This is a genomic window from Mixta sp. Marseille-Q2659, assembly GCF_940807255.1.
Taxonomy (GTDB): domain Bacteria; phylum Pseudomonadota; class Gammaproteobacteria; order Enterobacterales; family Enterobacteriaceae; genus Mixta.
On record NZ_CALNWY010000034.1, the window covers coordinates 1 to 22749 of the forward strand.

Consider the following 22749-nt stretch of genomic DNA (forward strand, 5'->3'; position numbering starts at 1 on the left):
CCCTTAGTTCTTTTTCTCTTTCACCTTAGCAATGGTTGGACTTTTTTTCCGCCCTTGCCGCAGCGGCAGCCGGGGAAAACGGGCATGCATACGTAAATTACGCAGGTTGATCACGGCAATCGCCGTACCGCAAATCACCAGCAGCGAGCCGATGATTTTAAACATATTCATACTGTCGCCCAGCACCAGCACGCCCATGATCACCGCCAGCACCGGCGTCAGTAGCGAGTAGGGCATAATCAGGTTGACGTTATATTTCTTCAGCAGCGCATACCACAGCGAATAGGCCACTACCGAAGAGGCAATCGCGCTGTAAAGAATGCCGAACCAGCCGCGCCAGGAGGCGTGCAGCAGCGCGTCGATCTGATGCGCTTCGTTAAGCCAGGAGGTCAGGCCGACTATGGGAATCGCCATAAAAGAGAGCCAGCCGGTCATGGTCAGCGGCGTAATCGGCGGCGCCTTTTTCACGATTAGATTACTGATGGCCCAGCCGCAGGCGCTGGTCAGCAGCAGCGCCAGCACCCACCAGGCCGGAATAGTCGGGCTGCCGCTCAGCACTACCACGCCGCTGAGAGAGATGGCGATGCCGACCAGCTGCACCAGTGACAGCCGCTCTTTTAACAGCGCCCACGCCAGCAGCATGGCAATCGGCGTGCCGAGCTGCACCAGCACCGCGCCGGTTCCGGCGTCGGTATAGCTGATGCCGACGAACAACAGCGAAAAATGGAGAAAACCGAAGGTAAAGGCCAGCGCCGCCAGCCAGGGAAGCTGCGCCCGCGTGATGCGGGTAAAGGGGATCAGGATCAGCGCAACCACGACAAAGCGCATAAAGGTCATAAACAGCGGCGGAAGATCGAGCAGGCCCCATTTAATCGCGACGTTATTAAATGCCCAGATCGAGACCACCAGCAATACCAGAAAAAAATGACGCAGAGCCACAACACCATCCTTAAACGTTGGCCATAAATCATTAATTATCATGACAGGTATCGGTCAGGAGACAAGGGGCGCCGGACGGCTTTTCACGCACCGGCTTATCACCAGGGCGCACATAAGTCTCAGAAAAAGTTATGAGACAGCGCAAAGCCGACCTGTAATACTGAGCGACCGAAACGCCCGTAAAGGAGAAGATTCGGCATGACATCCTCGCAGTTACCTCTGGCCATTATTCAGCTTGAGCGGCCGCCCACGCCGGTACGCGATCGCATCGGCGAGCAGGCGCGCTGGTTTATCGACGCGCTTGCGCTGGCACCGCACGATTACCAGATTTACCGTCCCGATACCGGCGAAGCGTTGCCTGATTTTAACGCCGTCAGCGGTGCCATCCTCAGCGGTTCCTGGGCGATGGTGACCGACCACGCCGAGTGGAGCGAGCGCACCGCCGCCTGGCTACGCGCCGCCATGGAGCAGGATCTGCCGCTGCTGGGCGTCTGCTATGGGCATCAGCTGATGGCTTACGCGCTCGGCGGCGAGGTGGGCGATAATCCGCGCGGCTGGGAGCGGGGCGCGCTGCCGATCACGCTTCAGCCGGACGCGCAGGACGATGCGCTGTTGCAGGCGCTGCCGTCAAGCTTTCCGGTCTGGCTATCCCATCGCCAGACGGTGCTGACGCCGCCGCCGGCGCGCAGGTGCTGGCCCGATCTGCCCTTGATGAATGCCAGATTATTCGTTACGGACAGCGGGCGCTGTCGGTGCAGTTCCATCCAGAATTTGATGCGCATATCATGCAGGCCTGTCTGCCGGACGGCAGCGATTTCGATCCGCAGGCGCAACCCGCCACCGATAACCCGCGTCTGATCCTGCGCCGTTTCTGGCAGAGCCTGTGCCTGCCGCAGTTTGCAGAAGCCGCAACGACAACAGCGCGCTCGGCCTGATTTCGCTGCCAGCGCGCAACCTGGAAAACGCGCCCTAAGCGCGGCGCGCACAACCTGACTTCAGCGCCTGCATAAGCCAAACGGTGCGGCAGGCGCTGAATCTTTTCGTTGCGCTCACATTTTTCTCCTGCGGCAACTGACAAAATTCACGGGTTCAACCATGTTAATAAATGGTTACCTAATTGTTAGTTAATGCTACGGGAGAATCGGTATGCGTTACGCCTGGCCAGGATATAAAGATTCGCTGATCACGCTCCAGCAGCGTTACGGCAACTACATCAACGGTGAGTTCGTCGCACCGGTTAGCGGGCAATATTTCACCAACACGTCGCCGGTCGATGGCTCGGTCATCGGTGAATTTCCGCGCTCCGTCCAACAGGATATTGAAAAGGCGCTGGATGCCGCCCACGCCGCTGCCGAGCGCTGGGGCAAAACCGCCGTCCAGGAGCGCTCGCGCCTGCTGCTGAAAATCGCCGATCGGCTGGAAGAGAATCTGGAGCGTATTGCGGTAAACGAAAGCTGGGATAACGGTAAGCCGGTGCGTGAAACCCTGGCGGCGGATCTGCCGCTGGCGATCGACCATTTCCGCTATTTCGCTGGCTGTATTCGCGCTCAGGAGGGAACGGCGGCGGAGATAGATGAACATACCGCTGCTTACCATATTCATGAGCCGCTGGGGGTAGTGGGACAAATCATCCCGTGGAACTTTCCGCTGCTGATGGCCGCCTGGAAGCTGGCGCCGGCGCTGGCGGCGGGCAACTGCGTGGTGCTGAAGCCTGCCGAACAGACGCCGCTCTCTGTCACGCTGTTTGTCGAGCTGATCGGCGATCTGCTGCCGCCGGGCGTGCTGAACGTGGTGCATGGCTATGGCCGTGAAGCGGGCGAGGCGCTGGCGGGCAATCCGCGCATCGCCAAAATCGCCTTTACCGGTTCGACCGCCACCGGTACCCATATTCTGGAGCTGGCGGCGAAAAACCTGATTCCTTCCACTGTCGAGCTGGGCGGCAAATCACCCAATATTTTCTTTGAAGATATTATGCAGGCGGAGCCGGGCTTTATTGAGAAAGCGGCGGAAGGCGTGGTGCTGGGCTTTCTGAACCAGGGCGAGGTCTGTACCTGTCCGTCGCGCGCCTTAATTCAGGAATCGATTTATGAGCCGTTTATGGCGGCGATCATGGCGCGTATTAAAACCATCCGCCGTGGCGATCCGCTCGATACCGAGACGATGATCGGCGCGCAGGCTTCGCAGCAGCAGTTTGACAAGATCCTCTCCTATCTGGAGATTGCGCAGCAGGAGGGGGCGGAAGTGCTGACCGGCGGCGGCGTGGAGGCTACCGAAGGCGGGCTGCAAAGCGGTTACTATATTCAGCCGACGCTGCTGAAAGGCAGCAACTCGATGCGCGTTTTTCAGGAGGAGATTTTCGGGCCGGTTATCGGTATCACCACCTTTAAAGATGAGGCGGAGGCGATCGCCATCGCCAATGATTCCATTTACGGGCTCGGCGCGGGCGTCTGGACGCGCGATATCAACGCGCCTGGCGCGTCGGCAGGGCGATAAAAGCGGGCCGCGTCTGGACCAACTGTTATCACCTTTATCCGGCGCACGCGGCATTCGGCGGCTATAAAAAATCGGGTATCGGGCGCGAAACCCATAAGGTGATGCTCGATCACTATCAGCAAACCAAAAACCTGCTGGTCAGCTACAGCATTGATCCGCTCGGCTTTTTCTGACATAAACGGGAGCGCCGCCTGGCGAGCGCTCCCGCTCACGGCTTTACCCACAGCGTTTTTACAGTATTCCCGCTTACTGCTTTACCCACGCCGTTTTTACAATCTTTCCGCCCACGGCTTAATCCACGCCGATTAAACAGGTTTCCTGCCAGCTGCTTTATTTGAGTCCTGTTTACCGGTTTCCCGTCCACGGCTTAATCCACGCCGGGCGCGCGCTATTGCGGAGTTAATTTATTTATGCCTGACGTTCATTGTCAGCGATGATTTTGCTGCGCCGGTAAATAAAAAGCGATAAGGCTTTGCGGCATTGTTTAAATATCTCAGTCCGTGCGTTTTTATTCAGAATAATCTGCCTGATTCCTCGCCTAACGTATAAAAATGTAAATCACCCCGTTAATTTGTGAGCGGTCACATTAACGAAAAATGCCTTCCTTTAAGATTGCCGCACTTTGCTGAATAACGCGTGCGACGCTGAAAACTTAAAAGGTTCGCCATGACAGAAAAAAGCCTTGTGTCACTCACCGGTCAAAAAACCAGCCTGCTGCTGAATATTGCGGAAGGCGCCGAACTGCTCTATTGGGGAAAAAAACTGCAGGCCTCGCCGGATGCGCAGGCCAGAGCGCTGAGCCGCGCTGTGCCTTACGGCAGACTGGACAGCGATGTGCCGGTTACGCTGATGCCGGAGAGCGGACGCGGCCTGTTCAGCAGTCCGGGCCTGGAAGGCCATGCGCAAGGGAAACACTGGTCGCCGGTATTTACGCTGAAAACCATTGAACATCTTGATAGCGGTATCGTTATTTACAGCGAAGACAGCGTTGCAAAGCTGTTATTAAAAACCGAGTTAATGCTCGATAAAGAGAGCGATGTAATAAAGCTTTGTCATACGCTCACAAATAATGGCGAAGCGCGTTACACGGTTAACCGTCTGGCGTTAACGCTGACGGTGCCGGAGCGCGCCAGCGAATGTCTCTCTTTTTACGGGCGCTGGGTTCATGAGTTTCAGCAGCAGCGTCAGGTTATTCAGCACGGCGGTTATCAGCAGGAAAACCGTCGCGGTCGTACCTCCCACGAACATTTTCCGGCGCTGGTGGTTGGCACCAACGCCTTTAATGAAACCTGTGGCGAAGTATGGGGCGTTCACCTGGCCTGGAGCGGCAACCATCGCCTGCGCGTCGATGTGAAAGCCGATGGCCGCCGTTTTATTCAGGCGGAAGCGCTTTACTATCCCGGTGAAATCGAGCTGGCACAGGGCGAAAGCGTCAGCACGCCCTGGCTCTACGCGAGCTACAGCGCCAGCGGCCTGAACAGCATGAGCCAGCAGTTCCATCGCTACGTGCGCGAACATATTTTACGCTTTTCGCCAGCGGAGAAAGTTCGACCGCTGCATCTCAATACCTGGGAAGGGATCTATTTCGATCACCGGCCGGAATACATTATGCAGATGGCCAGCGAAGCGGCAAAAATGGGCGTCGAGCGCTTTATTATTGATGACGGCTGGTTCCGTGGACGCAACGACGATAAGGCAGCGCTCGGCGACTGGTATCTTGATGAGCAAAAATATCCGCACGGGCTGGAGCCGGTGATTGAGCATGTGCTGGCGCAGGGCATGACCTTCGGCCTGTGGGTTGAGCCGGAGATGATCAGTAAAAACTCCGATCTCTATCGCCAGCATCCCGACTGGCTGTTGCAGCTGGCGGATTATGACCAGCCGACCGGACGCAACCAGTACGTTCTCGATCTCAGCCGTGACGAGGTGTTCGAGTGGCTTTTGGCCCGCCTCGACAGCCTGCTGTCGCAGTATCAAATTTCCTACCTGAAATGGGATATGAACCGCGAAGTAGTGCAGCCGGGACATCTGGGGCGCGCTGCACAAACGCGCCAGGTAGAACGTGTTTATCAGCTGATCGATCGGCTGCGCGCGCAACATCCGCAGGTGGAGATTGAATCCTGCGCGGCGGGCGGCGGACGTATCGACTATGAAATCCTGAAGCGCACCCAGCGCGTCTGGCCTTCCGATAACAACGATGCGCTGGAGCGCCAGTTTATCCAGCGCGGTTTCAGCTACTTCTTCCCGCCTGAAATCATGGGCGCGCACATTGGCGCGCGCCACAGCCACTCCACGCGCCGCGTCGCCGATATTCATTTCCGCGGCATCACCGCCTTGTTCGGTCATATGGGCATCGAGCTGGATCCGGTGAAAGAGAGCGAAGAGGAGAAAGCGGGCTTCAGCCACTATATCGCGCTGCATAAACAGTATCGCTCGCTGATCCACAGCGGCGATCTCTACCGCCTGCCTGGCGACGATCCCGCCGCCCAGGTAATTAGCGCCATCGTCGCTAAAGATCAACGCCAGGCGCTGGTCAGCGTCGCGCAAATTGCTATGCCAACCTGGGCCCTGAGCGGCGCGCTGCGCGTGACCGGTTTGCTGGCGCAGCAACGCTATCGCGTCAGCGTTATCGCCTGCGCTGATAATTTCCGCCAGGGCATCGTCAATACGCAGCCCGCTTGGGTATATGAAGGTGCCGAGCTGTCGGGCGAGTGGCTTGAACAGGCGGGGCTGGCGATGCCTGTGCTGGATCCCGAATCGGCGCTGCTGCTGCTGATTGAAGCGATCAACTAAGCCTGAAACCCTGGACGATGGCAGTTTTCAATAAGGAATGAATGCATGAGCATCAGTCAGACCACCAAACTTTCATACGGTATCGGCGCGCTGGGTAAGGATTTAGCGTGTTCCATTATCTATCTCTATTTAATGTTTTATTACACCGACGTGGTGGGGCTTTCCGCCGCCTTTGTCGGCTCGCTGTTTTTATTTGCCCGTATATGGGATGCGGTGACCGATCCGATTATGGGCTTAATTGTCGATAATACCCGCACGCGCTGGGGTAAATTCCGTCCGTGGATTTTAATCGGCACCATTATTAATTCACTGGTCATGATCGCGGTATTTTTAAACCACGAGCTTGAGGGCGTCTGGCTGTATGTTTATGCCTCGGTCTCTTATGTGCTGTGGGGCATGACCTATACCATTATGGATATTCCTTACTGGTCGATTATTCCGTCGCTGACCTCAGATAAAACTGAACGCGAAAAAATCGTGGTGGTGCCGCGCCTGTTTGCCAGCGTCGCCTGGTTAATTATGGGCGCCTTCGGCTTAAAAGCCATTGACTGGCTGGGCGATGGCGAAACGGCGGTCGGTTTTGTGCGCGTCAGTATCGCCATTGCCATCTTCTTTATTATCAGCGCGCTGGTCACCGTGATTAACGTTAAAGATGTGGTTGACGTTAAAGTACGCAAAGAAAAAATTAAGCTGAAAGACGTAATGGTGATTATCGGCCAGAACGATCAGCTAAAAGCCCTAATCGGCATTGTTCTCTCCTTTAATATGGCGATGCAGCTGGCGGGCGGTTTTGCCATCTATTACTTCACCTACGCCATCGGCAATAAAGATCTCTTTCCGGTATTTATGATGCTCTCCGGGGCGGCGGAAATCGCCGGACTGGTGCTGTTCCCGAAACTGGCGCAAAAAGTGTCGCGTCCGATGGTCTGGAAGCTGGCCTGCCTGTTCCCGCTGTTAAGCTGCGGCGTGCTGCTGTTCTCCGGCATCTTTATGCCTGAAAGCCACGTGCTGGTGGGGATTTCCGGCGCCGCGCTGAAATTTGGCTCCGGTTTTGCACTGGCGATGTCCACCGTGATGCTGGCCGACGTGGTCGATTACGGCGAATACAAAATGGGCATCCGCAGCGAAAGCGTGATTTTCTCGGTGCAAACCATGCTGGTAAAAGGCGCCTCCGCCATTGCCGGTTTCCTGATCGGATTAGGACTGGCGCTGACTGGCTATGTGCCGAACGAAGTGCAGGATGAAAGCACCATTATGGGGATGCGCCTGCTGATGATCGGCATTCCTTTCCTGCTGGTGTGCCTCAGCTACCTTATTTATCGCAAATATTACAAATTAAACGGCGATTTCCACGATAACGTGCTGCGCGAATTAAATAAGAGCGCAGAGGGCGTGCCGCAGACGGCGAAATAACAGGACTTATCCCGGACTACATTATTAAGAACAGTGAGCGTTCTGCTGATGAAAAAATTAACTTTTAAATTACTTCCTCTGGCTATCTCTTGCCTGCTGCCTTTTAGCAGCGCGGCGGAATTAAATAACTTCACCCCCATGGGCTACGTTAAATGGGGCAGCATTTACAGCAATAATAAAGATCGCAATGACGGTAAAGGAAAGCTGGATGACGTTATTCGCGCTTCCGGCGGCATCGGGAATTATCGTCTGGGTAATGAAATGAACTGGTGGGAGGGGGGATTTAAAACCGATCTCTGGCAAAAAGATGAAACGGTTTTTGATTTTACCTGGTATATCGGCAGCGGCGAATCCTGGAGCGATGTCGGTACGCTGCAAACCTGGGCCTCGGCCTATAATTTGTTTGCCGCGCAGCCGGAAGCCAAAGTCTGGATCGGCAAACGCTTCTATCGTCGCCATGAAGTGCATATGATCGATGTGAAATTCTGGGACGTCTCCGATAACGGCATCGGCGTGGAAAATGTCGATCTCGGCTTTGGCAAAGCCCATTTTGCCTGGATGGCGCCGGAATCGAGCGCCGACGAGCGGGCGCTGCACAATCTCGACCTGCGCCTCAGCGATATCAGCCTGGGTAAAGATGCCGATCTGACCCTCGGCGCCAACTATCTGTTCAGCCAGAATCGCCGCTACGAAGAGCAGGACGCCACCACGCGCGGCGCGATGCTCTCCGCCGTTTATCGCCAGGCCTGGTCGATGGGCAGCAATACGCTGGCATTTCAGTATGGCCGCGATGCGCTGGCGGGCGGGCTGATGAGCGCCGAAGGCGCCAGCGATGTGAAATACAGCACCGGTATCGATCATGATGGCTACAGCTGGCGCCTGTTTAACTTCGGCGAACTCAATTTCAACGACGATTTTGCGGCGATGTACTCGGTGGCTTATCAGGATCTGCATCTGGATAACCAGCGCGGCATGAAGTGGTTCAGCGCCGGGATCCGTCCGCAGTACAGCTGGAATCACCTGATGGCGACCGCGCTGGAGCTGGGTTATGAATCGGTTGATGCGCAGAACGATGCGGGCACTAACAGCCTGTATAAAGTGACGCTGGCGCAGATCCTGCAGGCGGGCAAGGGCGTCTGGGCGCGTCCGGCGCTGCGTCTGTTCGTCACCTGGTCCGATAAGGATACCCAGTGGGAGCGGCTGAACGCTAACGGCACGCGCTACAAATATGCGGCGCCGGTGAAAACCGATACCGGCCGGGTAGAGGAGGTGACCTTTGGCTTTAACTTTGAGGCCTGGTGGTAAGGCGATGGCGCGGAGCGATAAATTCATGAAGAAAACCCTGTTATTTCCCCTGTGCGCGCTGGTGCTGGCTGGCTGTAGCGCACCGGATGCGCGTCATACGAACGCCGCGACGGCGCAGGCAAGCTGCTGTTCGACGCTGCAACAGATTACGCCGCTGACGTTCGGTCAGAAAAGCCATCTGACGGTAGAGATCACGCGCGCCACGCCGCTGGTCAGGCTGCACGATACGCTGTATCACGCCAGCGTAATTAAACTGCCGGGCAGTGTCGCGCCGCAGGAGGCTACGCTGACGCTGCCGTTAACCAATGAGCGCTTTCTGGCGGTCAAAGTGGAGGTTTACAGCGCAGACTGGCAACGTCTGCAGCAGCTGGCGCTGAAGGATTTTCGCTATCAACAGCCCGACGCGCTGCATGACCACCAGATGGCAGCCCGCCTGGCGCTGAATACACCGCAGGCGGCCTGGCTGGTGGTCTATGCCGACAGCAGCCAGCAGCCCGATCGCCAGCAGTTGCTGCCCGATTCGACGCTCTATGCGGAAAAAAGCCACACCGTTCCGCTGCTGGAACAGGCGCAATATGCCCCCTTCAGCGACCAGGGCGCGCTGACAATTTCGCTGCAGAACGGTCAGCAGACGCTGAGCGAAAAGGTGCAAGCCTGGGCGGAACCGGACGCGACGCCGGAGCCTGCGTGGAACGATATGGTGCGCCATTATCAGCAGGCGATTACCCGCGCGCTGCAGCAGCATAACTATCGCGAAGCGGCAGAGATCGCCGGGCGTGCGCAGCAAGCGGGCTATCAGGGGGCCAGCGCCTTTTTAGTCGAGCAGATGAAAAAGCGCTAGCGGTAACGGGCGCATCCCACGGCAATAACGGAAATATCGGAAAAAAAGGCTGTCTGCTCTCAGGATCTGGCGCAGCGGCCCGATATTACTATGATTAACAGGGATGCCCTTTCACCGGAGGAAACTGATGTTTTTAAGTCGCAGCCTGTTTGATGAGCGTGATGAAACGCTGGATGGTGTTGAAGAAAGCCTGATCGCCGTAAACCTGCCGGGCCGTCAGCCGCTGCATCTGAGCGATAAAGAACGATTTCCTGCCGTGATGAGCGAACATTACGGCGCATTGCGCGATCCGCTCTATGACAGCGATGAACGGGTGATCTGGCGCTGATTGCGCCATCCGACCTTAACCTGGCTTAGCGAGTGATAAAAAAATAGCGCGGCCTTTGCCGCGCTATCTGTTTTTCGTCAGGCGATTTTGAAAATCGCCACGCTACGGCTGAGGTGCGTAGCCTGATCTTCCAGCGATGCGGCGGCAGCGGCGGCCTGTTCGACCAGCGCGGCGTTCTGCTGCGTGACTTCATCCATCTGCGTCACCGCCTGGCCCACATGCTCAATGCCGTTGGCCTGCTCATCCGAGGCGATAGAAATTTCGCCCATAATTTCTGAAACGCGCTGAATCGAGGCGACGATATCTTTCATGGTGGTGCCCGCATCGGCCACCAGCGCGGTACCTTCCGTTACGCGCTCGGTAGAGTGATGGATCAGCTGTTTGATCTCTTTCGCTGCCGTGGCGCTGCGCTGTGCCAGCGCACGCACTTCACTGGCGACCACCGCAAAGCCGCGACCCTGTTCGCCCGCGCGCGCCGCTTCCACCGCCGCGTTCAGCGCCAGAATATTGGTCTGAAACGCAATGCCCTCAATGGTGCTGATAATATCCACGATATGCTGCGAACTCTCGGCAATGGCTGACATGGTGGTCACCACCTGGCCGACCACATCGCCGCCGCGCAGCGCCACCTGCGACGCATCGCTGGCCAGCGTGCTGGCATGTTGCGCGTTCGAAGTATTCTGGCGCACGGTGGCGGTCAGCTGTTCCATGCTGGCCGAAGTCTCTTCCAGCGAGGCCGCCTGTTGCTCGGTGCGGCTGGAGAGATCGATATTGCCGGTGGCAACCTCTTTGGCGGCGTTATCGATAGAGGAGGCAACAGTCTGAATATCGGAGACGACGCGCGTCAGCTGAGCCTGCATAGTTGACAGCGCGTTCAGCAGAATACCGGTTTCATCACGGGAATCTGCCGTCAGGCGCGTGGTCAGGTCACCGGTAGCGATCGCCTGCGCCGCGCTGACCGCCCGCTGTAGCGGCACGGTGATTGCGCGCGTCAGCAGCACGCCGAGCGAAACCGCAATGGCTAAGCCGATCAGGGAACCGAGGATCAACGTCAGCGTGGTTTGCGAAGTAGTGGCGTCAACGATGACCTGACGCTCCGCCAGCAACCCCTGTTCCGCACCGGCAATCTCGCCAATAATAGCGCGCATGCCGTCCATCTGGGTTTTGCCGGTATTGGCTTCAAAAGCCTGAATGAAAGCTTCCGGCGTGATGCTTGCCGCCGACAGCGCACGGCGGTTTTCCATCAGGCGCGCGGCAAACTCATCGCTCCAGGTTTTTTCCTGCTGCAACAGGCGATCCAGACGATCCTGCTGCGCCGGATTATCTGATGTCAGCGCTTTCGCCTTCTCCAGATGGGCGATAAAGGCTTGCTGTCCATTTTTATAAGGTTCCAGCATCTCCTCTTTACCGTTAAGCGCGTAGCCGCGCAGACCGGTTTCCATATTGACCAGGCTTTCTACCAGCGCCCGGCTTTCGTCAATAACCTGATAAGTATGCACATTCCAGCTGTTTGCCGTCACGATACGGGAGAAATTCATATAGAACGCGGCGCAGATAATCAGCATCACTGCGACTACGGCACCGAAAGCCAGAATAAACTTTCGCCGGATAGTTAAATTTTTAAACATTATTAAGCACCTGCTGGTTGTATGTGGATCCCGTTAACTGTCCAGGGGACGCCTGAACATCGGCGAGAAAACGGAAATCTTTAGCAGGTCTGGCTGACGCGTGGAAAAGTCGCCGCCAGATGGTCAATAAACGCTCTGACCGCGGGCGGCAGCCCGCGTCTTGTGGTAAAAACCAGATGAACAATGCCCGCCTGAGCGCGCCACTGGGGAAACAGGCGCACCAGCTCGCCGCTCTGCAGCTGGGCGGCACAGGTGTGATCCGGCAACAGCGCCACGCCGAGGCCGCTGACCGCCGCCGCGCGCACCGCGGAAAAGTCGCCGCAGCTCAGGCGCGGCTCGTGAATGAGAGTACAAGCCTGGCCATTCTGATGTTCCAGCTGCCAGCTTATTTCGCCGGGTTCGTCGCTGGTGCCCAGCGTCGGCCACTGGTTCAGCTGGCCGATTTCACCGTCGATACGGCTGGCAAGCTGCGGGCTGGCGACCAGAATACGGTGCGAGGTGCCGAGCGTGCGCATAATCAAATCCGCGTCGCTGGTCAGCGCGGTGCGCACCCGCAGGGCAATATCGATGCGCTCGTTGATTAAATCCACCGGCCGATCGATGGCGATAATTTGCAGCTTTACGCGCGGGTAGCGCTGTAAAAACGCGGGCAGGCTGGCCTGAATAATTTCCACCAGCCCGGTCGGACAGCTGAAGCGCACGCGTCCGTGCGGTTCCGCTTTGGCTTCCGCTACCACCGCTTCGGCCTGTTCCGCATCCAGCAGCAGCGTGCGGCAGCGCTCATAAAAAGCCTGACCGGTTTCGGTGACCTGAAAACGGCGGCTGGATCGTTCGATCAGCCGTACGCCCAGCCGCTCCTCCAGCGCCGCCACCCGACGGCTCAGCCGTGATTTCGGCAGGTTAATCGCCCGGCTGGCCGCCGCAAAGCCGCCGTGGGAAACCACCTGCGCAAACCAGTAATAATCATTAAAATCCGCACGCATTATCGTTCCTCCTGTAGAACGCTACATCTCATTTTACCTGTCTTTTCAGCTTATCGTTGCAGGAATATGCTCTCCTCCATGACGAAGGGTCGTCACTCAACGGAGAAAATTATGAACAGCAGCTTTAATAACAAAGTGGTTATCGTTACCGGCGGCACCAGCGGTATTGGCCTGGCAACGGCGAAAGCCTTTGCGCAGCAGGGGGCAATGGTGTTTATCACCGGGCGTCGTCAGCAGGCGCTGGAGGCGGCGGTGCGTGAAATCGGCGGGCAGGTTACCGGCGTGCAGGCGGATATGAGCCGCCTGGAAGATATCGATCGCCTTTACGATGCGGTGCAGCAGAAAGCCAGCCAGATTGACGTGGTGTTTGCTAACGCTGGCGGCGGCGAATTTGCGCCGCTGGGCGCCATTACCGAAGAACATTTCGACAGCACCTTTGCCACCAATGTGAAAGGCGTGCTGTTTACCGTGCAGAAGGCGCTGCCGCTGATGCGCGACGGCGGCGCGGTGGTGTTAACCTCATCCACCACCAGCATTTCCGGGACGCCCGCCTTCAGCGTCTATTCGGCAACCAAGGCCGCGGTGCGCAACTTCGCCCGTAACTGGATGCTGGATCTGAAGGATCGCCATATTCGGGTTAACGCGGTCAGCCCAGGCGTGACGGAGACGGCGGGACTGAATGAGCTGTTTGGCGACGGGGAAAATGCCGAAAGCACTAAAGCCTGGCTGGCTGAGCAGATCCCGGCAGGGCGCGTCGGGCAGCCGGAGGAGATCGCTAAAGCGGTGCTATTCCTGGCCTCGGACGACGCCAGCTTTATCAACGGCGTGGAGCTGTTTGTGGATGGCGGCCAGATGCAGTTTTAACACGTAACGCCAGCAGGCCGGAAAACAGCGGCCTGCTGGCGTTATGCTAACAGCAATGGCTTTGGCTTCAGCTCTGCGCCCAGCCGCTCGTCCGAAATCTCGTATTGTTAACAACTATAAGAAATACGTATCACTTCTTTAACAGAATTGTGACAATACGCAATATACATATAACTTAATATGTTTTATAAATTTTCGTTATCGCCTGCCACTATGCCACCTAAAGAGAAAGACATATGGAACAGACAACTGATAGCAAAAGTAAAGACGCGCATCCGCCCAAAAAAGAGCAGTTCAACCGCTCGATTGGCCTGATCTCTAACTTCGCCCTTGGGTTTACCTATCTCTCGCCGCTCACCGCCGTTTATTCCCTGTTTGCGCTGGCGGTGACGCTCGCCGGGCCGCCCGCCGTCTGGTGGATTTTAATTGTCGCCTGCGGACAGCTGCTGGTCTCGCTGGTATTCGGTGAAGTCGCCTCGCAATATCCGATTACCGGCGGGCTTTATCCCTGGGCCAGAAGGCTATGGGGAAAAAATATGCGTGGATCGCCGCCTGGATCTATCTCTGGGCGCTGGTAGTTACCATTACTTCGATTGCCGAATATACCGCGACCTTTGTCGCCTCGCTGTTTAACTACGGAATCACGCCCGGCAAGATGATGGTGACCTCCATCGTGCTGCTGCTGATTATGATGGGCGTTAATATGTCGGGCACGAAAAACCTCGCCAGAGTGGCGAAAATTGGTTTCTGGTGCGAAATCGTCAGCGTTATTGCGTTAGGCATTTATCTGCTGATCTTCCATCGCTCGCAGCCTTTCTCGGTGGTATTCGATTCAATGGGCGTTCTGGCAGCAGATGGCAGTTATACCACTGCCTTTATGTCCGCAGCGCTGATGGGATTATTCATGTTCTTTGGTTTTGAAGCCTGCGGCAACGTGGCGGAAGAGGTAAAAGAACCCGGCAAGAAAATTCCGGTAGCCATGATTCTGAGTATCGTCTTCGGTGCTATTTCCGCCGTAATTTCTATTCTGGGTTATCTGCTCTCCTCACCCAATTTACAGGATATTGTTAATGGCAAAATTGCCGATCCTATTCCGGCTATTTTGCATGAGGCGCTGGGTGAAACGGGCGCGACGATATTTATCGTCATTGCGGTGATCGCCATGCTCTCCTGTATTCTTTCGCTGCAGGCTGCGCTGAGCCGTCTGATATTTTCCTTCTCGCGCGACAAAATGCTGCCGGGCAGCGAATGGATGGCCAAAATATCGAAACACAGCGTGCCGGATAACGCCATGATGGTTAGCTGTCTGTTACCGGTGATTATCTGCGTCTGGGTCTATTTTCAGCCTGACAGCCTCGCCAGAATTACCGCCTTTGCGGTGATCGGGATCTATATTTCGTTCCAGATGGTGGTGCTGGCAGCGCTGCGTCAGCGGCTGAAAGGGTGGAAACCGGCGGGAGAATGGACCGTTGGCGGCTGGGGCATGTTGGTTAACGTGCTGGCGCTCGCTTACGGCCTGTGCGGCATCTGGCTGCTGGCGCAGCCCGCCGACAGCGATAACTTTATCGATCGCTGGACCGTGCTGGTGGGCCTGGCGATCGTGATCCTGTCGGGGCTGCTCTATATGTTTATTACCCGGCCTTTTGGCCGCTCGAACGCGCCGGAAAATGATGCTATCGAGTATGCCAATAAGCTGAACGCCAGCGAAAACAGCTAATCTTCAGGCGCTAAGGTTGGATATGGCGCGATGATAAAGCCGGACCGGACAGCGTGCTGTCCGGTCCAATAAGCTGAGCGGCAAGACTACCGCACTTTATTCAGATAAAAAAATACCGGTCATAATGTGTGACCGGTATTTTTGTTTGCGTCTCTGTTTGCCAACGCATAAAGAATAAAGTAATCCGTCTGATGAAAGGGGGAAAAATCGGGCGCCATTAACAGATCGCCTACGCGATATTTGGGCCAGGTCGAAAAAATAATCCGCTTATCCACATTAGTCAGAATAATCGGATCCCGATCGGAATAGGGCAGCAGTTCTTCCTCTACGCGGCTGACCAGAATATCAAGAGCGGCCACCCCTAAAAAATGATCTTTAAAATAGACGGGCACGGCGGCGGTCAGCGTATAGGAAGTATTACAAATATAATCGACATAGGGGCCGTGAATAAAAGCTTTGCCATTTGCGGGCGCATCTTTAAACCATTCGAAGGTTCTGAAATCAAGCCGCTGCTGCGTCGCCTGATCTAAATCCAGATTAACCTGCGTCACGCCGCCCGCTTTTTTATACCACCACCCAGCAGCCAGAACTCTTTATTTTCGCGCGTGCTGGCAATATGGCTGGCAAAACCGGCGCCAGAACAGTAGGCATTATTATTTAATGTCTGTTTTATATGCTCCTGAATGGTTCGTTTCACCGCTGGCTCAAGCAGAAAATCGACGTTTTCGCTCTGGATGCGCGTCAGCGAGTCGCTAATGGCGTTGGCCAGCAGCGCCGTTGAGCTAATGGTGGAATGAATAATGTCATCAATTTTGCAGGTTAGCGCGCTCATAGATTCTGATAAGACCATAGTCATGCCTGTTTCCGCTGATTGTCAGTTTGGCTTAAATTTCAGTTTGCTTTCAATAAGATAAAACGTAAACGTATCAATAAGCTGCGTGGCGATTTGTACGGATTGCGCTTCATTATGGGCTGCCAGCGCGTCAGTTAAGGCGGCATAGAGCGCGATCGCTTCATTATGGATAACCGGCGACTGATAGAGAATCGCCACCAGAGAGGCCCATTCAGCCTGTAACTGCAATTCCTGATTGGCCAGCCGGGCAGACTGAGAGCAGGCGGCAATCGCCAACAAACAGCGCATATCCGCCTGGGTTTTCGACTCAGGCGTCTCGGCTGATTTCAGCACCTCGACAAAGCTTTCCAGACGATTAATATCCGCTTTTGTCATTCGGCGCGAGGCCAGTTTTGCACTATGGCTTATTACCGCGCAGTGCATTTCGCCGAGGTCAGAAATATAGTCGGTACTGATATCCTTAAAAGGATGAAGCGTATTACTGCCGTCATCAGATTTTTCGCAAACAAAGCTTCCGCCATTCCGGCCTCGTACCGTATGGATTAAATTATTTGCCCTCAGAGTGTTTAACGCTTCTCTGATCGTTATATGTGAAACGCCCATCATTTTTGCCAGATCGGCTTCATTCGGTAACTGTTCGTGAGCCTCAAGCAAGCCAGTAATAATAGCATTTGAAAGACGTTGCACTATCTGATCGGAACGGCTGGCCTGACCAATAGGCGCAAATATTACTGCATGAGTAATCATAGGGTTCTCTGAGTAAATAAATAGCCGAAACAACCGCTATAAATAACATAAAGCGGCATGTTAATGAAGGAGTAAGTGCGGCGGGACAAATCATCGAAAATTAGTCGATCCTTTGCTTAAAAATGCGATCCAGCCGACAAATAAATCTCAATTTCTGCTAAGCACGCTTTTATTCGAACAGGCGATGATGCCGCCTGAAAAGAAGGATAGCGGCTGAGAAAAAGCGCGGCGGAAAAACCGCTTAAGAAGTGCGATGCGGTAATGCTGCCAACTTACTGATTTAGTGTATGATGGTGATTTTAAGGTGCTTGCGTGGCTTCCATTTCCATCAGATGTCCTTCCTGCTCCGCTACTGAAGGCGTGGTGCGTAACGGCAAAAGCACTGCCGGACATCAGCGCTATCTCTGCTCTCATTGCCGTAAAACATGGCAACTACAGTTCACTTACACCGCCTCTCAGCCCGGTACGCACCAGAAAATCATTGATATGGCCATGAATGGCGTCGGATGTCGCGCCAGTGCACGCATTATGGGCGTTGGCCTCAACACGGTTTTACGTCACTTAAAAAACTCAGGCCGCAGTCGGTAACCTCGCGCATACAACCGGGCAGTGATGTGATTGTCTGCGCTGAAATGGACGAACAGTGGGGCTACGTCGGTGCTAAATCACGTCAGCGCTGGCTGTTTTGCGCGTATGACAGGATACGGAGGACGGTTGTGGCGCACGTCTTCGGTGAACGCACTCTGGCCACACTGGAGCGTCTTCTGAGCCTGCTGTCGGCCTTTGAGGTCGTGGTATGGATGACGGATGGCTGGCCGCTGTACGAATCACGCCTGAAGGGAAAGCTGCACGTTATCAGCAAGCGTTACACTCAGCGCATTGAGCGACATAACCTGAATCTGAGACAACATCTGGCAAGGCTGGGACGGAAGTCACTGTCGTTCTCAAAATCGGTGGAGCTGCATGACAAGGTCATCGGGCATTATCTGAACATAAAACACTATCAGTAAGTTGGAGTCATTACCGTTTTTTGGACTTTGGCCATTTTTTTACTGGTCACTAATCCCGCTTTTAGCATCTGCTCTTGTAAGGTAAGTTTTGTCATGTTGGTTTCTAATGTTATTGAATAATTTGCAGGATTATACCTGTAATTTCTATAGCTGTACCAGGTTGCAGAATCTGTTTGCGCGTTGCTTGCGTTTGGTGGTGGGGTTTGTGAAAAAGCCGTCTGTCACGGTGTAGGGAAGAGAGTAAGCGATACCTTACGAATTAATTGAATCTGACAGATGGCGTTATAAAAAAATCCACGCAATTGCGTGGATTTTTCGGAACCTTAACTCGTTGCCATGAGAATCAAAGCAATCTCATAAGACAAGCGATCGGATTTAAACGTTAAACAGGAAGTTCATAATATCGCCATCTTTAACGATATATTCTTTGCCTTCTGAACGCATTTTGCCCGCTTCTTTCGCTCCCTGTTCACCTTTATAGGTAATGAAGTCATCAAAGGCGATGGTTTGCGCGCGAATAAAGCCTTTTTCAAAATCGGTATGAATCTTACCAGCCGCCTGCGGCGCGGTAGCGCCAACCGGGATGGTCCAGGCGCGCACTTCTTTTACGCCTGCGGTGAAGTAGGTCTGCAGGTTCAGCAGCGCATAACCGGCACGAATTACGCGGTTCAGGCCCGGCTCTTCCAGTCCCAGCTCTGCCATAAACTCGTCGCGTTCTTCATCTTCCAGCTCGGCAATATCAGACTCAACGGCGGCGCAAACCGGCACAACCACCGAACCTTCCTGCTCAGCGATGGCGCGAACCTGATCGAGATAGGGGTTGTTCTCAAAACCATCTTCATTGACGTTGGCAATGTACATGGTCGGCTTCAGCGTCAGGAAGCTCAGGTAGCGAATAGCCGCTTTTTCTTCAGCGTCCAGCGGCAGGGCGCGCAGCATACCGGCGTTTTCCAGATGCGGCAGGCATTTTTCCAGCACCGCCTGCTCCAGTTTGGCGTCTTTATCGCCGCCTTTGGCCTTCTTCTGGACGCGCTGCAGCGCACGTTCACAGGTGTCGAGATCGGAAAGCGCCAGTTCAGTGTTGATGACGTCAATATCTTCCGCCGGATTCACCTTGCCGGAAACGTGAATGATATTGTCATTTTCAAAGCAGCGCACCACGTGGCCGATCGCTTCGGTTTCGCGAATATTAGTCAGGAACTGGTTACCCAGACCTTCACCTTTGGAAGCGCCTTTAACCAGACCGGCAATATCAACGAATTCCATGGTGGTTGGAATAATACGCTGCGGCTTAACAATCTCCGCCAGCTGATCGAGACGTGAATCAGGCATCGGCACCACGCCGGTATTCGGCTCAATGGTACAGAACGGGAAGTTTGCTGCTTCGATGCCCGCTTTGGTTAACGCATTGAACAGCGTGGATTTACCCACGTTAGGCAGGCCCACGATACCGCATTTGAATCCCATGTTTGAATCACCTTAATTGCTGAGATAACCAGACAAGCTATGTTGTCGGTTATGACATGAAAAATTTGCCCGCATTATACACGTAATTATGGCGCGGATGCGGCTGATTTCATTCTCCGTCGGCGGGAAAACGCGTTTTAAAACTGCAATTGTGCGGATTGTTGCTGATAATAAGATTGAGACGCAACGTGACGGAGGCGCAACCAGTCTTACTATGATCAAGCTGCAACCGCCGCTGGAGATAATGTGCGATGTGCTGCATGCGCCTGACGGGCGTATCGTTGCGCTCGATCTGCACTATGATGAACCGCATCCGGCCGCTTACCGCAGCGTGACGCGGCGGCTTCAGCTGGCCTCGCTGTCGGCGGCGCAGCGCGAAGAGATGTTCATCCATCAGCTACTCAGCCTGGAAAGCATGTCGGCATTACTGCACCGGCGGCAATGGCTTTGCAGCATTGCGCTTGATTTTACTCTGGCGCAGCGGGTTACCGAATCCGCCTTTATTCGTCAGATAATCCATCACCTGCCTTTTCTGCGACTGTCGCTGTCGGAGGATTTCCCCAATCTGCACGACGGAATAGAGAATCCCTTAATTCGCGCCCTGAGCGAACAGCTGAATATTCTGTGGCTCAGCGATCTCGGCGCTGGCTACGCCAATCTGAATGCGGTGCAAAGCCATATTTTCGAAGCGGTAAAGCTCGATCGGCGTTTTTATGTCGAAAACGTCCATAAATCCGTTTTTATTATGCTGCTGCGCCAGATTATGCAGATGACCAACCGGCTGATTATTGATGGCGTGGAGGATGAAAGCCAGCGGCTGATGCTGGCGCAGCAGGGGATTTGGGCACTACAGAATTATCAATATGCGTCGCTGCCGCTCAGCAAAATCAGCAGCCTGCCGGAGTAAGCGGCAGGCGCGACGGTCAGCTCGCCTTATAGCTGTGCAGACGGTTCATGGCTTTCAGCAAATCGTCCTTTAACCATAGTTCAGTACAGCGGGCCGCTTCATCCACGGCGTTATCAATCAGCGTTTGCTCTGAGGCGGGCGGTTTACCCAGTACGAAGCCGACCACTTTATTGCGATCGCCGGGATGCCCAATGCCGATGCGCAGCCGATGGAAGTTGGGGTTGTTGCCCAGCTTGCTGATGATGTCTTTCAGGCCGTTATGGCCGCCATGGCCGCCGCCCAGCTTAAATTTCGCCACGCCAGGCGGCAAATCCAGCTCATCATGGGCAACCAGAATCTCTTCCGGTGCGATGCGATAGAAGGTCGCCATCGCCGCCACCGCCTTGCCGCTCAGATTCATAAAGGTGGTCGGCACCAGCAGGCGCACATCGTTACCGCCAATATTGAGTCGGGCGGTATAGCCAAAAAATTTACTCTCTTCTTTCAGAGACTGATTATGACGCTCGGCGAGCAAATCCACATACCAGGCGCCAGCGTTATGGCGGGTTGCGGCATATTCCGCGCCAGGGTTAGCCAGGCCGACAATCAGCTTAATCTCACTCACGGGGTCATTTCCTGCTAAAAACCGAAGGGCGATAGTGTAGCGGCCTGGTAATCAGAATACAAAGCGGGGCACGCTTTTAGTTGCGTTACGAAATAATACGTTTTCTATATAAATACAGTGATTTAACGGTAAGTTTTTGTCAATCGGCAGTTAAAATGTGTGATCGTGCGCGCAACGAATAGTCAGGTCATCTCCTAAGCTTATGGTGATTTAACCGTATGTGCTGTGCTGCCGGTAAAAAGGAGCTGAGAGATGAAACGTAAAAATGCAATGATTGCGGGTAATAGTCTGATGGGACTGGGATTGCTCACCATGATTTTGGGGGTGGGCTATGCGGTGCTTAATCAGCTGCCGCAGCTGCAGCTGCCGTCTATGCTGACGCCAATAGCGATTCTCGCCATTTTTATTGGTGCGCTGTTGTGGCTGGTCGGGGCGCGTATTAGCGGACGCGAAAAGGTCGCGGATCGTTATTACTGGGTGCGCCACTGCGGCGATGAGCGCTGCCGCCGTACCTCACATTATCGTAGCCATACCCACTAAAATGGAATTTCCTGCAGCGCGGCGCGGCGCCGGAAGAAATGTCTCAATGCGGTTACGCCCGCCAGCCTTCGCCTGATAAAGCGCTTTATCTGCCATCATCATCAACGAGGTGAAACTGTGCGTTCTGCCAGCGGCAATGCCGATGCTGACCGTATATTCAATGTTATCGGGCCGTGAAATCATCGCCAGCAGGCGGATCTCTTCGCATAGCGCCTGCGCCTTCTGCACATCGCCGACAAAAATCGCCGCAAACTCTTCGCCGCCCAGCCGGGAAAAGGTGCTTTCCGCCGGCAGGATCTTTTCCACTACGCGGCAAAAATCGAGCAACACCCGATCGCCCTGATTATGACCAAAGCGGTCATTGATACTCTTAAAATGATCCAGGTCGAAAACCAGCGCCGCCAGCATTTTCTGCTGTTGTCCGCTCTGTTTTTCGGCGACGCCCGCCTGTGCAAACAGCGCGCGCCGGTTCCAGACGCTGGTTAACGGATCGCGCAAAGAAGCCTGTTTATAGCGAATCTGGGTTCGCTCGTTGACCATTGCCAGAATCGTTAAGGTCAGGCCGATGACGAACAGGATCGACTCCAGAATTACATAGCCGGAAAAGGCGGTGCCGCCGATGGCGCCGTGGCTGTGGTTCGGCGTTTTGCTGTCAAAGCACATGCGCGTCAGGTGAAAGCCTAAATGAAACCACAGCAGCAGCTGTGCCGGCCAGAAGGTGATCTGCAGGCAGGCGCGGGAGCGGGTAAGCAGAATGATTAAGGCGGCGGTATAGCTGATACACAGCAGACAGCTCACCATAATGCGCTTCGGCATGGAGTAGTAAAAAGAGGGGAAACAGCAGAGCAAAGCCCAGAGCAGGGCGCCAAACAGCCAGCTAAAGCCAGGTCGTCGCCCCGAAAAAACGCGAAACGCACACAGCAGCATGCCGTACGCCAGCATCACCAGCATATTGCCGACGGCAATGGGCAAAAACTGTTGCCCCTCGCTACGCAAGCTGCTGAGCCAGACGGCGAGCATTGTTGCCATGATGGCGATGGCGGTATAGCCAAGCACCCGATCATACTGCGCGCCGCTCCAGGCAAAAATCATGATGATGCTCAGGAAGCCCAGCACATAGAGTTCACAGATAAAAAGTGTGTAGACATCAAGTGCCATAGCGCTTCCCCATAAAAAACCGCAGCAAAATAACATGAGTTACCGGTGGTAAAAGCAATGGTTAACGCAGCGGTAAAAAAGAGAGTACAGAAAACATTACGCGTTTTGCTGGCGTTCGATGGGGAGATTAGCCATACACGAGAGGGGTTTATCGTTAAA

Annotated in this window: 16 protein-coding genes and 5 pseudogenes; 12 read left to right on the forward strand and 9 right to left on the reverse strand. The window is 54.7% G+C overall.

Translation table 11 applies throughout. The annotated features are described in order from the left end of the window. Positions 1-3: 3 nt before the first annotated feature. Positions 4-939, reverse strand: a complete 936-nt coding sequence (locus tag P3C52_RS18035) for an EamA family transporter (protein ID WP_275556303.1) — start codon at positions 937-939, stop codon at positions 4-6. 198 nt (positions 940-1137) lie between these two features. On the opposite strand from P3C52_RS18035, the pseudogene P3C52_RS18040 reads away from it, so the two are divergent. From P3C52_RS18040 to P3C52_RS18070, 7 genes and pseudogenes are all read left to right on the forward strand, one after another. Further along, a pseudogene (locus P3C52_RS18040) lies at positions 1138-1874 on the forward strand (glutamine amidotransferase). 211 nt (positions 1875-2085) lie between these two features. After that, positions 2086-3605: pseudogene (locus tag P3C52_RS18045) on the forward strand (aldehyde dehydrogenase family protein). Between the two features lie 493 nt (positions 3606-4098). Further along, positions 4099-6225, forward strand: coding sequence for an alpha-galactosidase (locus P3C52_RS18050; protein WP_275556304.1), 2127 nt, complete (start codon positions 4099-4101; stop codon positions 6223-6225). Between the two features lie 45 nt (positions 6226-6270). Further along, positions 6271-7638, forward strand: coding sequence for a melibiose:sodium transporter MelB (melB, locus tag P3C52_RS18055; RefSeq protein WP_275556305.1), 1368 nt, complete (start codon positions 6271-6273; stop codon positions 7636-7638). Between the two features lie 48 nt (positions 7639-7686). Then, complete coding sequence (locus P3C52_RS18060) at positions 7687-8943, forward strand: carbohydrate porin (protein WP_275556306.1); 1257 nt, start codon at positions 7687-7689, stop codon at positions 8941-8943. A gap of 25 nt (positions 8944-8968) precedes the next feature. Further along, positions 8969-9784 (forward strand): MalM family protein, encoded by an 816-nt coding sequence (locus P3C52_RS18065; RefSeq protein ID WP_275556307.1) that lies wholly within the window; start codon positions 8969-8971, stop codon positions 9782-9784. A 127-nt stretch (positions 9785-9911) separates the two neighbouring features. Then, positions 9912-10112: a hypothetical protein gene (locus P3C52_RS18070; RefSeq protein WP_275556308.1), complete on the forward strand. Its 201-nt coding sequence runs from the start codon at positions 9912-9914 to the stop codon at positions 10110-10112. 77 nt (positions 10113-10189) lie between these two features. Here the strand turns inward: P3C52_RS18070 and P3C52_RS18075 are convergent, their stop codons facing one another. Next, positions 10190-11740, reverse strand: coding sequence for a methyl-accepting chemotaxis protein (locus P3C52_RS18075; protein WP_275556309.1), 1551 nt, complete (start codon positions 11738-11740; stop codon positions 10190-10192). A gap of 80 nt (positions 11741-11820) precedes the next feature. After that, positions 11821-12723, reverse strand: a complete 903-nt coding sequence (locus tag P3C52_RS18080; RefSeq protein ID WP_275556310.1) for a LysR family transcriptional regulator — start codon at positions 12721-12723, stop codon at positions 11821-11823. Positions 12724-12834: 111 nt separating this feature from the next. Here P3C52_RS18080 and P3C52_RS18085 point away from each other — a divergent pair, with 111 nt between their 5' ends. After that, the gene (locus P3C52_RS18085; RefSeq protein ID WP_275556311.1) at positions 12835-13587 is read left to right on the forward strand and encodes a glucose 1-dehydrogenase; all 753 of its coding nucleotides are present in this window, start codon (positions 12835-12837) and stop codon (positions 13585-13587) included. A gap of 236 nt (positions 13588-13823) precedes the next feature. Next, positions 13824-15304 (forward strand): annotated as a pseudogene (locus P3C52_RS18090) (APC family permease). 119 nt (positions 15305-15423) lie between these two features. On the opposite strand, the pseudogene P3C52_RS18095 reads toward P3C52_RS18090, so the two are convergent. Next, positions 15424-16154: pseudogene (locus tag P3C52_RS18095) on the reverse strand (hypothetical protein). A gap of 24 nt (positions 16155-16178) precedes the next feature. Further along, entirely contained in the window at positions 16179-16904 is a 726-nt protein-coding gene (locus P3C52_RS18100) for a GntR family transcriptional regulator (protein ID WP_275556312.1), read from the reverse strand. A gap of 312 nt (positions 16905-17216) precedes the next feature. Between P3C52_RS18100 and P3C52_RS18105 the strand changes: the two genes are divergently transcribed. Next, a protein-coding gene (locus tag P3C52_RS18105; RefSeq protein WP_275556313.1) for an IS1 family transposase occupies positions 17217-17914 on the forward strand; the annotation gives its coding sequence in 2 pieces (ribosomal slippage) (positions 17217-17466 and positions 17466-17914; 699 coding nt in all). A 14-nt stretch (positions 17915-17928) separates the two neighbouring features. Here the strand turns inward: P3C52_RS18105 and P3C52_RS18110 are convergent. Next, positions 17929-18009 (reverse strand): annotated as a pseudogene (locus tag P3C52_RS18110) (DUF2058 domain-containing protein); the annotation flags it as partial. A 280-nt stretch (positions 18010-18289) separates the two neighbouring features. Then, a complete protein-coding gene (gene ychF, locus P3C52_RS18115; protein WP_275556314.1) occupies positions 18290-19381 on the reverse strand; it encodes a redox-regulated ATPase YchF in 1092 nt (363 codons plus the stop codon). Between the two features lie 214 nt (positions 19382-19595). Between ychF and P3C52_RS18120 the strand changes: the two genes are divergently transcribed. Next, positions 19596-20288: an EAL domain-containing protein gene (locus tag P3C52_RS18120; RefSeq protein ID WP_275556315.1), complete on the forward strand. Its 693-nt coding sequence runs from the start codon at positions 19596-19598 to the stop codon at positions 20286-20288. A 16-nt stretch (positions 20289-20304) separates the two neighbouring features. Here the strand turns inward: P3C52_RS18120 and pth are convergent, their stop codons facing one another. Beyond that, positions 20305-20892: an aminoacyl-tRNA hydrolase gene (gene pth / locus P3C52_RS18125; RefSeq protein WP_275556316.1), complete on the reverse strand. Its 588-nt coding sequence runs from the start codon at positions 20890-20892 to the stop codon at positions 20305-20307. Positions 20893-21144: 252 nt separating this feature from the next. On the opposite strand from pth, the gene ychH reads away from it, so the two are divergent. Then, a complete protein-coding gene (gene ychH, locus P3C52_RS18130; RefSeq protein ID WP_275556317.1) occupies positions 21145-21432 on the forward strand; it encodes a stress-induced protein YchH in 288 nt (95 codons plus the stop codon). Here ychH and P3C52_RS18135 read toward each other — a convergent pair. Further along, complete coding sequence (locus tag P3C52_RS18135) at positions 21406-22590, reverse strand: GGDEF domain-containing protein (RefSeq protein ID WP_275556318.1); 1185 nt, start codon at positions 22588-22590, stop codon at positions 21406-21408. The genes ychH and P3C52_RS18135 overlap by 27 nt on opposite strands. Positions 22591-22749: the final 159 nt, after the last annotated feature.

Bases quoted from the DNA above. Each gene is read 5' to 3' on its own strand.
- P3C52_RS18065 (WP_275556307.1), top strand. From the start codon at position 8,969: ATGAAGAAAACCCTGTTATTTCCCCTGTGCGCGCTGGTGCTGGCTGGC.
- P3C52_RS18060 (WP_275556306.1), top strand. From the start codon at position 7,687: ATGAAAAAATTAACTTTTAAATTACTTCCTCTGGCTATCTCTTGCCTG.
- P3C52_RS18080 (WP_275556310.1), bottom strand. From the start codon at position 12,723: ATGCGTGCGGATTTTAATGATTATTACTGGTTTGCGCAGGTGGTTTCC.
- P3C52_RS18050 (WP_275556304.1), top strand. From the start codon at position 4,099: ATGACAGAAAAAAGCCTTGTGTCACTCACCGGTCAAAAAACCAGCCTG.
- ychH (WP_275556317.1), top strand. From the start codon at position 21,145: ATGAAACGTAAAAATGCAATGATTGCGGGTAATAGTCTGATGGGACTG.
- P3C52_RS18075 (WP_275556309.1), bottom strand. From the start codon at position 11,740: ATGTTTAAAAATTTAACTATCCGGCGAAAGTTTATTCTGGCTTTCGGT.
- P3C52_RS18135 (WP_275556318.1), bottom strand. From the start codon at position 22,590: ATGGCACTTGATGTCTACACACTTTTTATCTGTGAACTCTATGTGCTG.
- melB (WP_275556305.1), top strand. From the start codon at position 6,271: ATGAGCATCAGTCAGACCACCAAACTTTCATACGGTATCGGCGCGCTG.
- P3C52_RS18100 (WP_275556312.1), bottom strand. From the start codon at position 16,904: ATGATTACTCATGCAGTAATATTTGCGCCTATTGGTCAGGCCAGCCGT.
- ychF (WP_275556314.1), bottom strand. From the start codon at position 19,381: ATGGGATTCAAATGCGGTATCGTGGGCCTGCCTAACGTGGGTAAATCC.
- P3C52_RS18120 (WP_275556315.1), top strand. From the start codon at position 19,596: ATGATCAAGCTGCAACCGCCGCTGGAGATAATGTGCGATGTGCTGCAT.
- P3C52_RS18085 (WP_275556311.1), top strand. From the start codon at position 12,835: ATGAACAGCAGCTTTAATAACAAAGTGGTTATCGTTACCGGCGGCACC.
- P3C52_RS18070 (WP_275556308.1), top strand. From the start codon at position 9,912: ATGTTTTTAAGTCGCAGCCTGTTTGATGAGCGTGATGAAACGCTGGAT.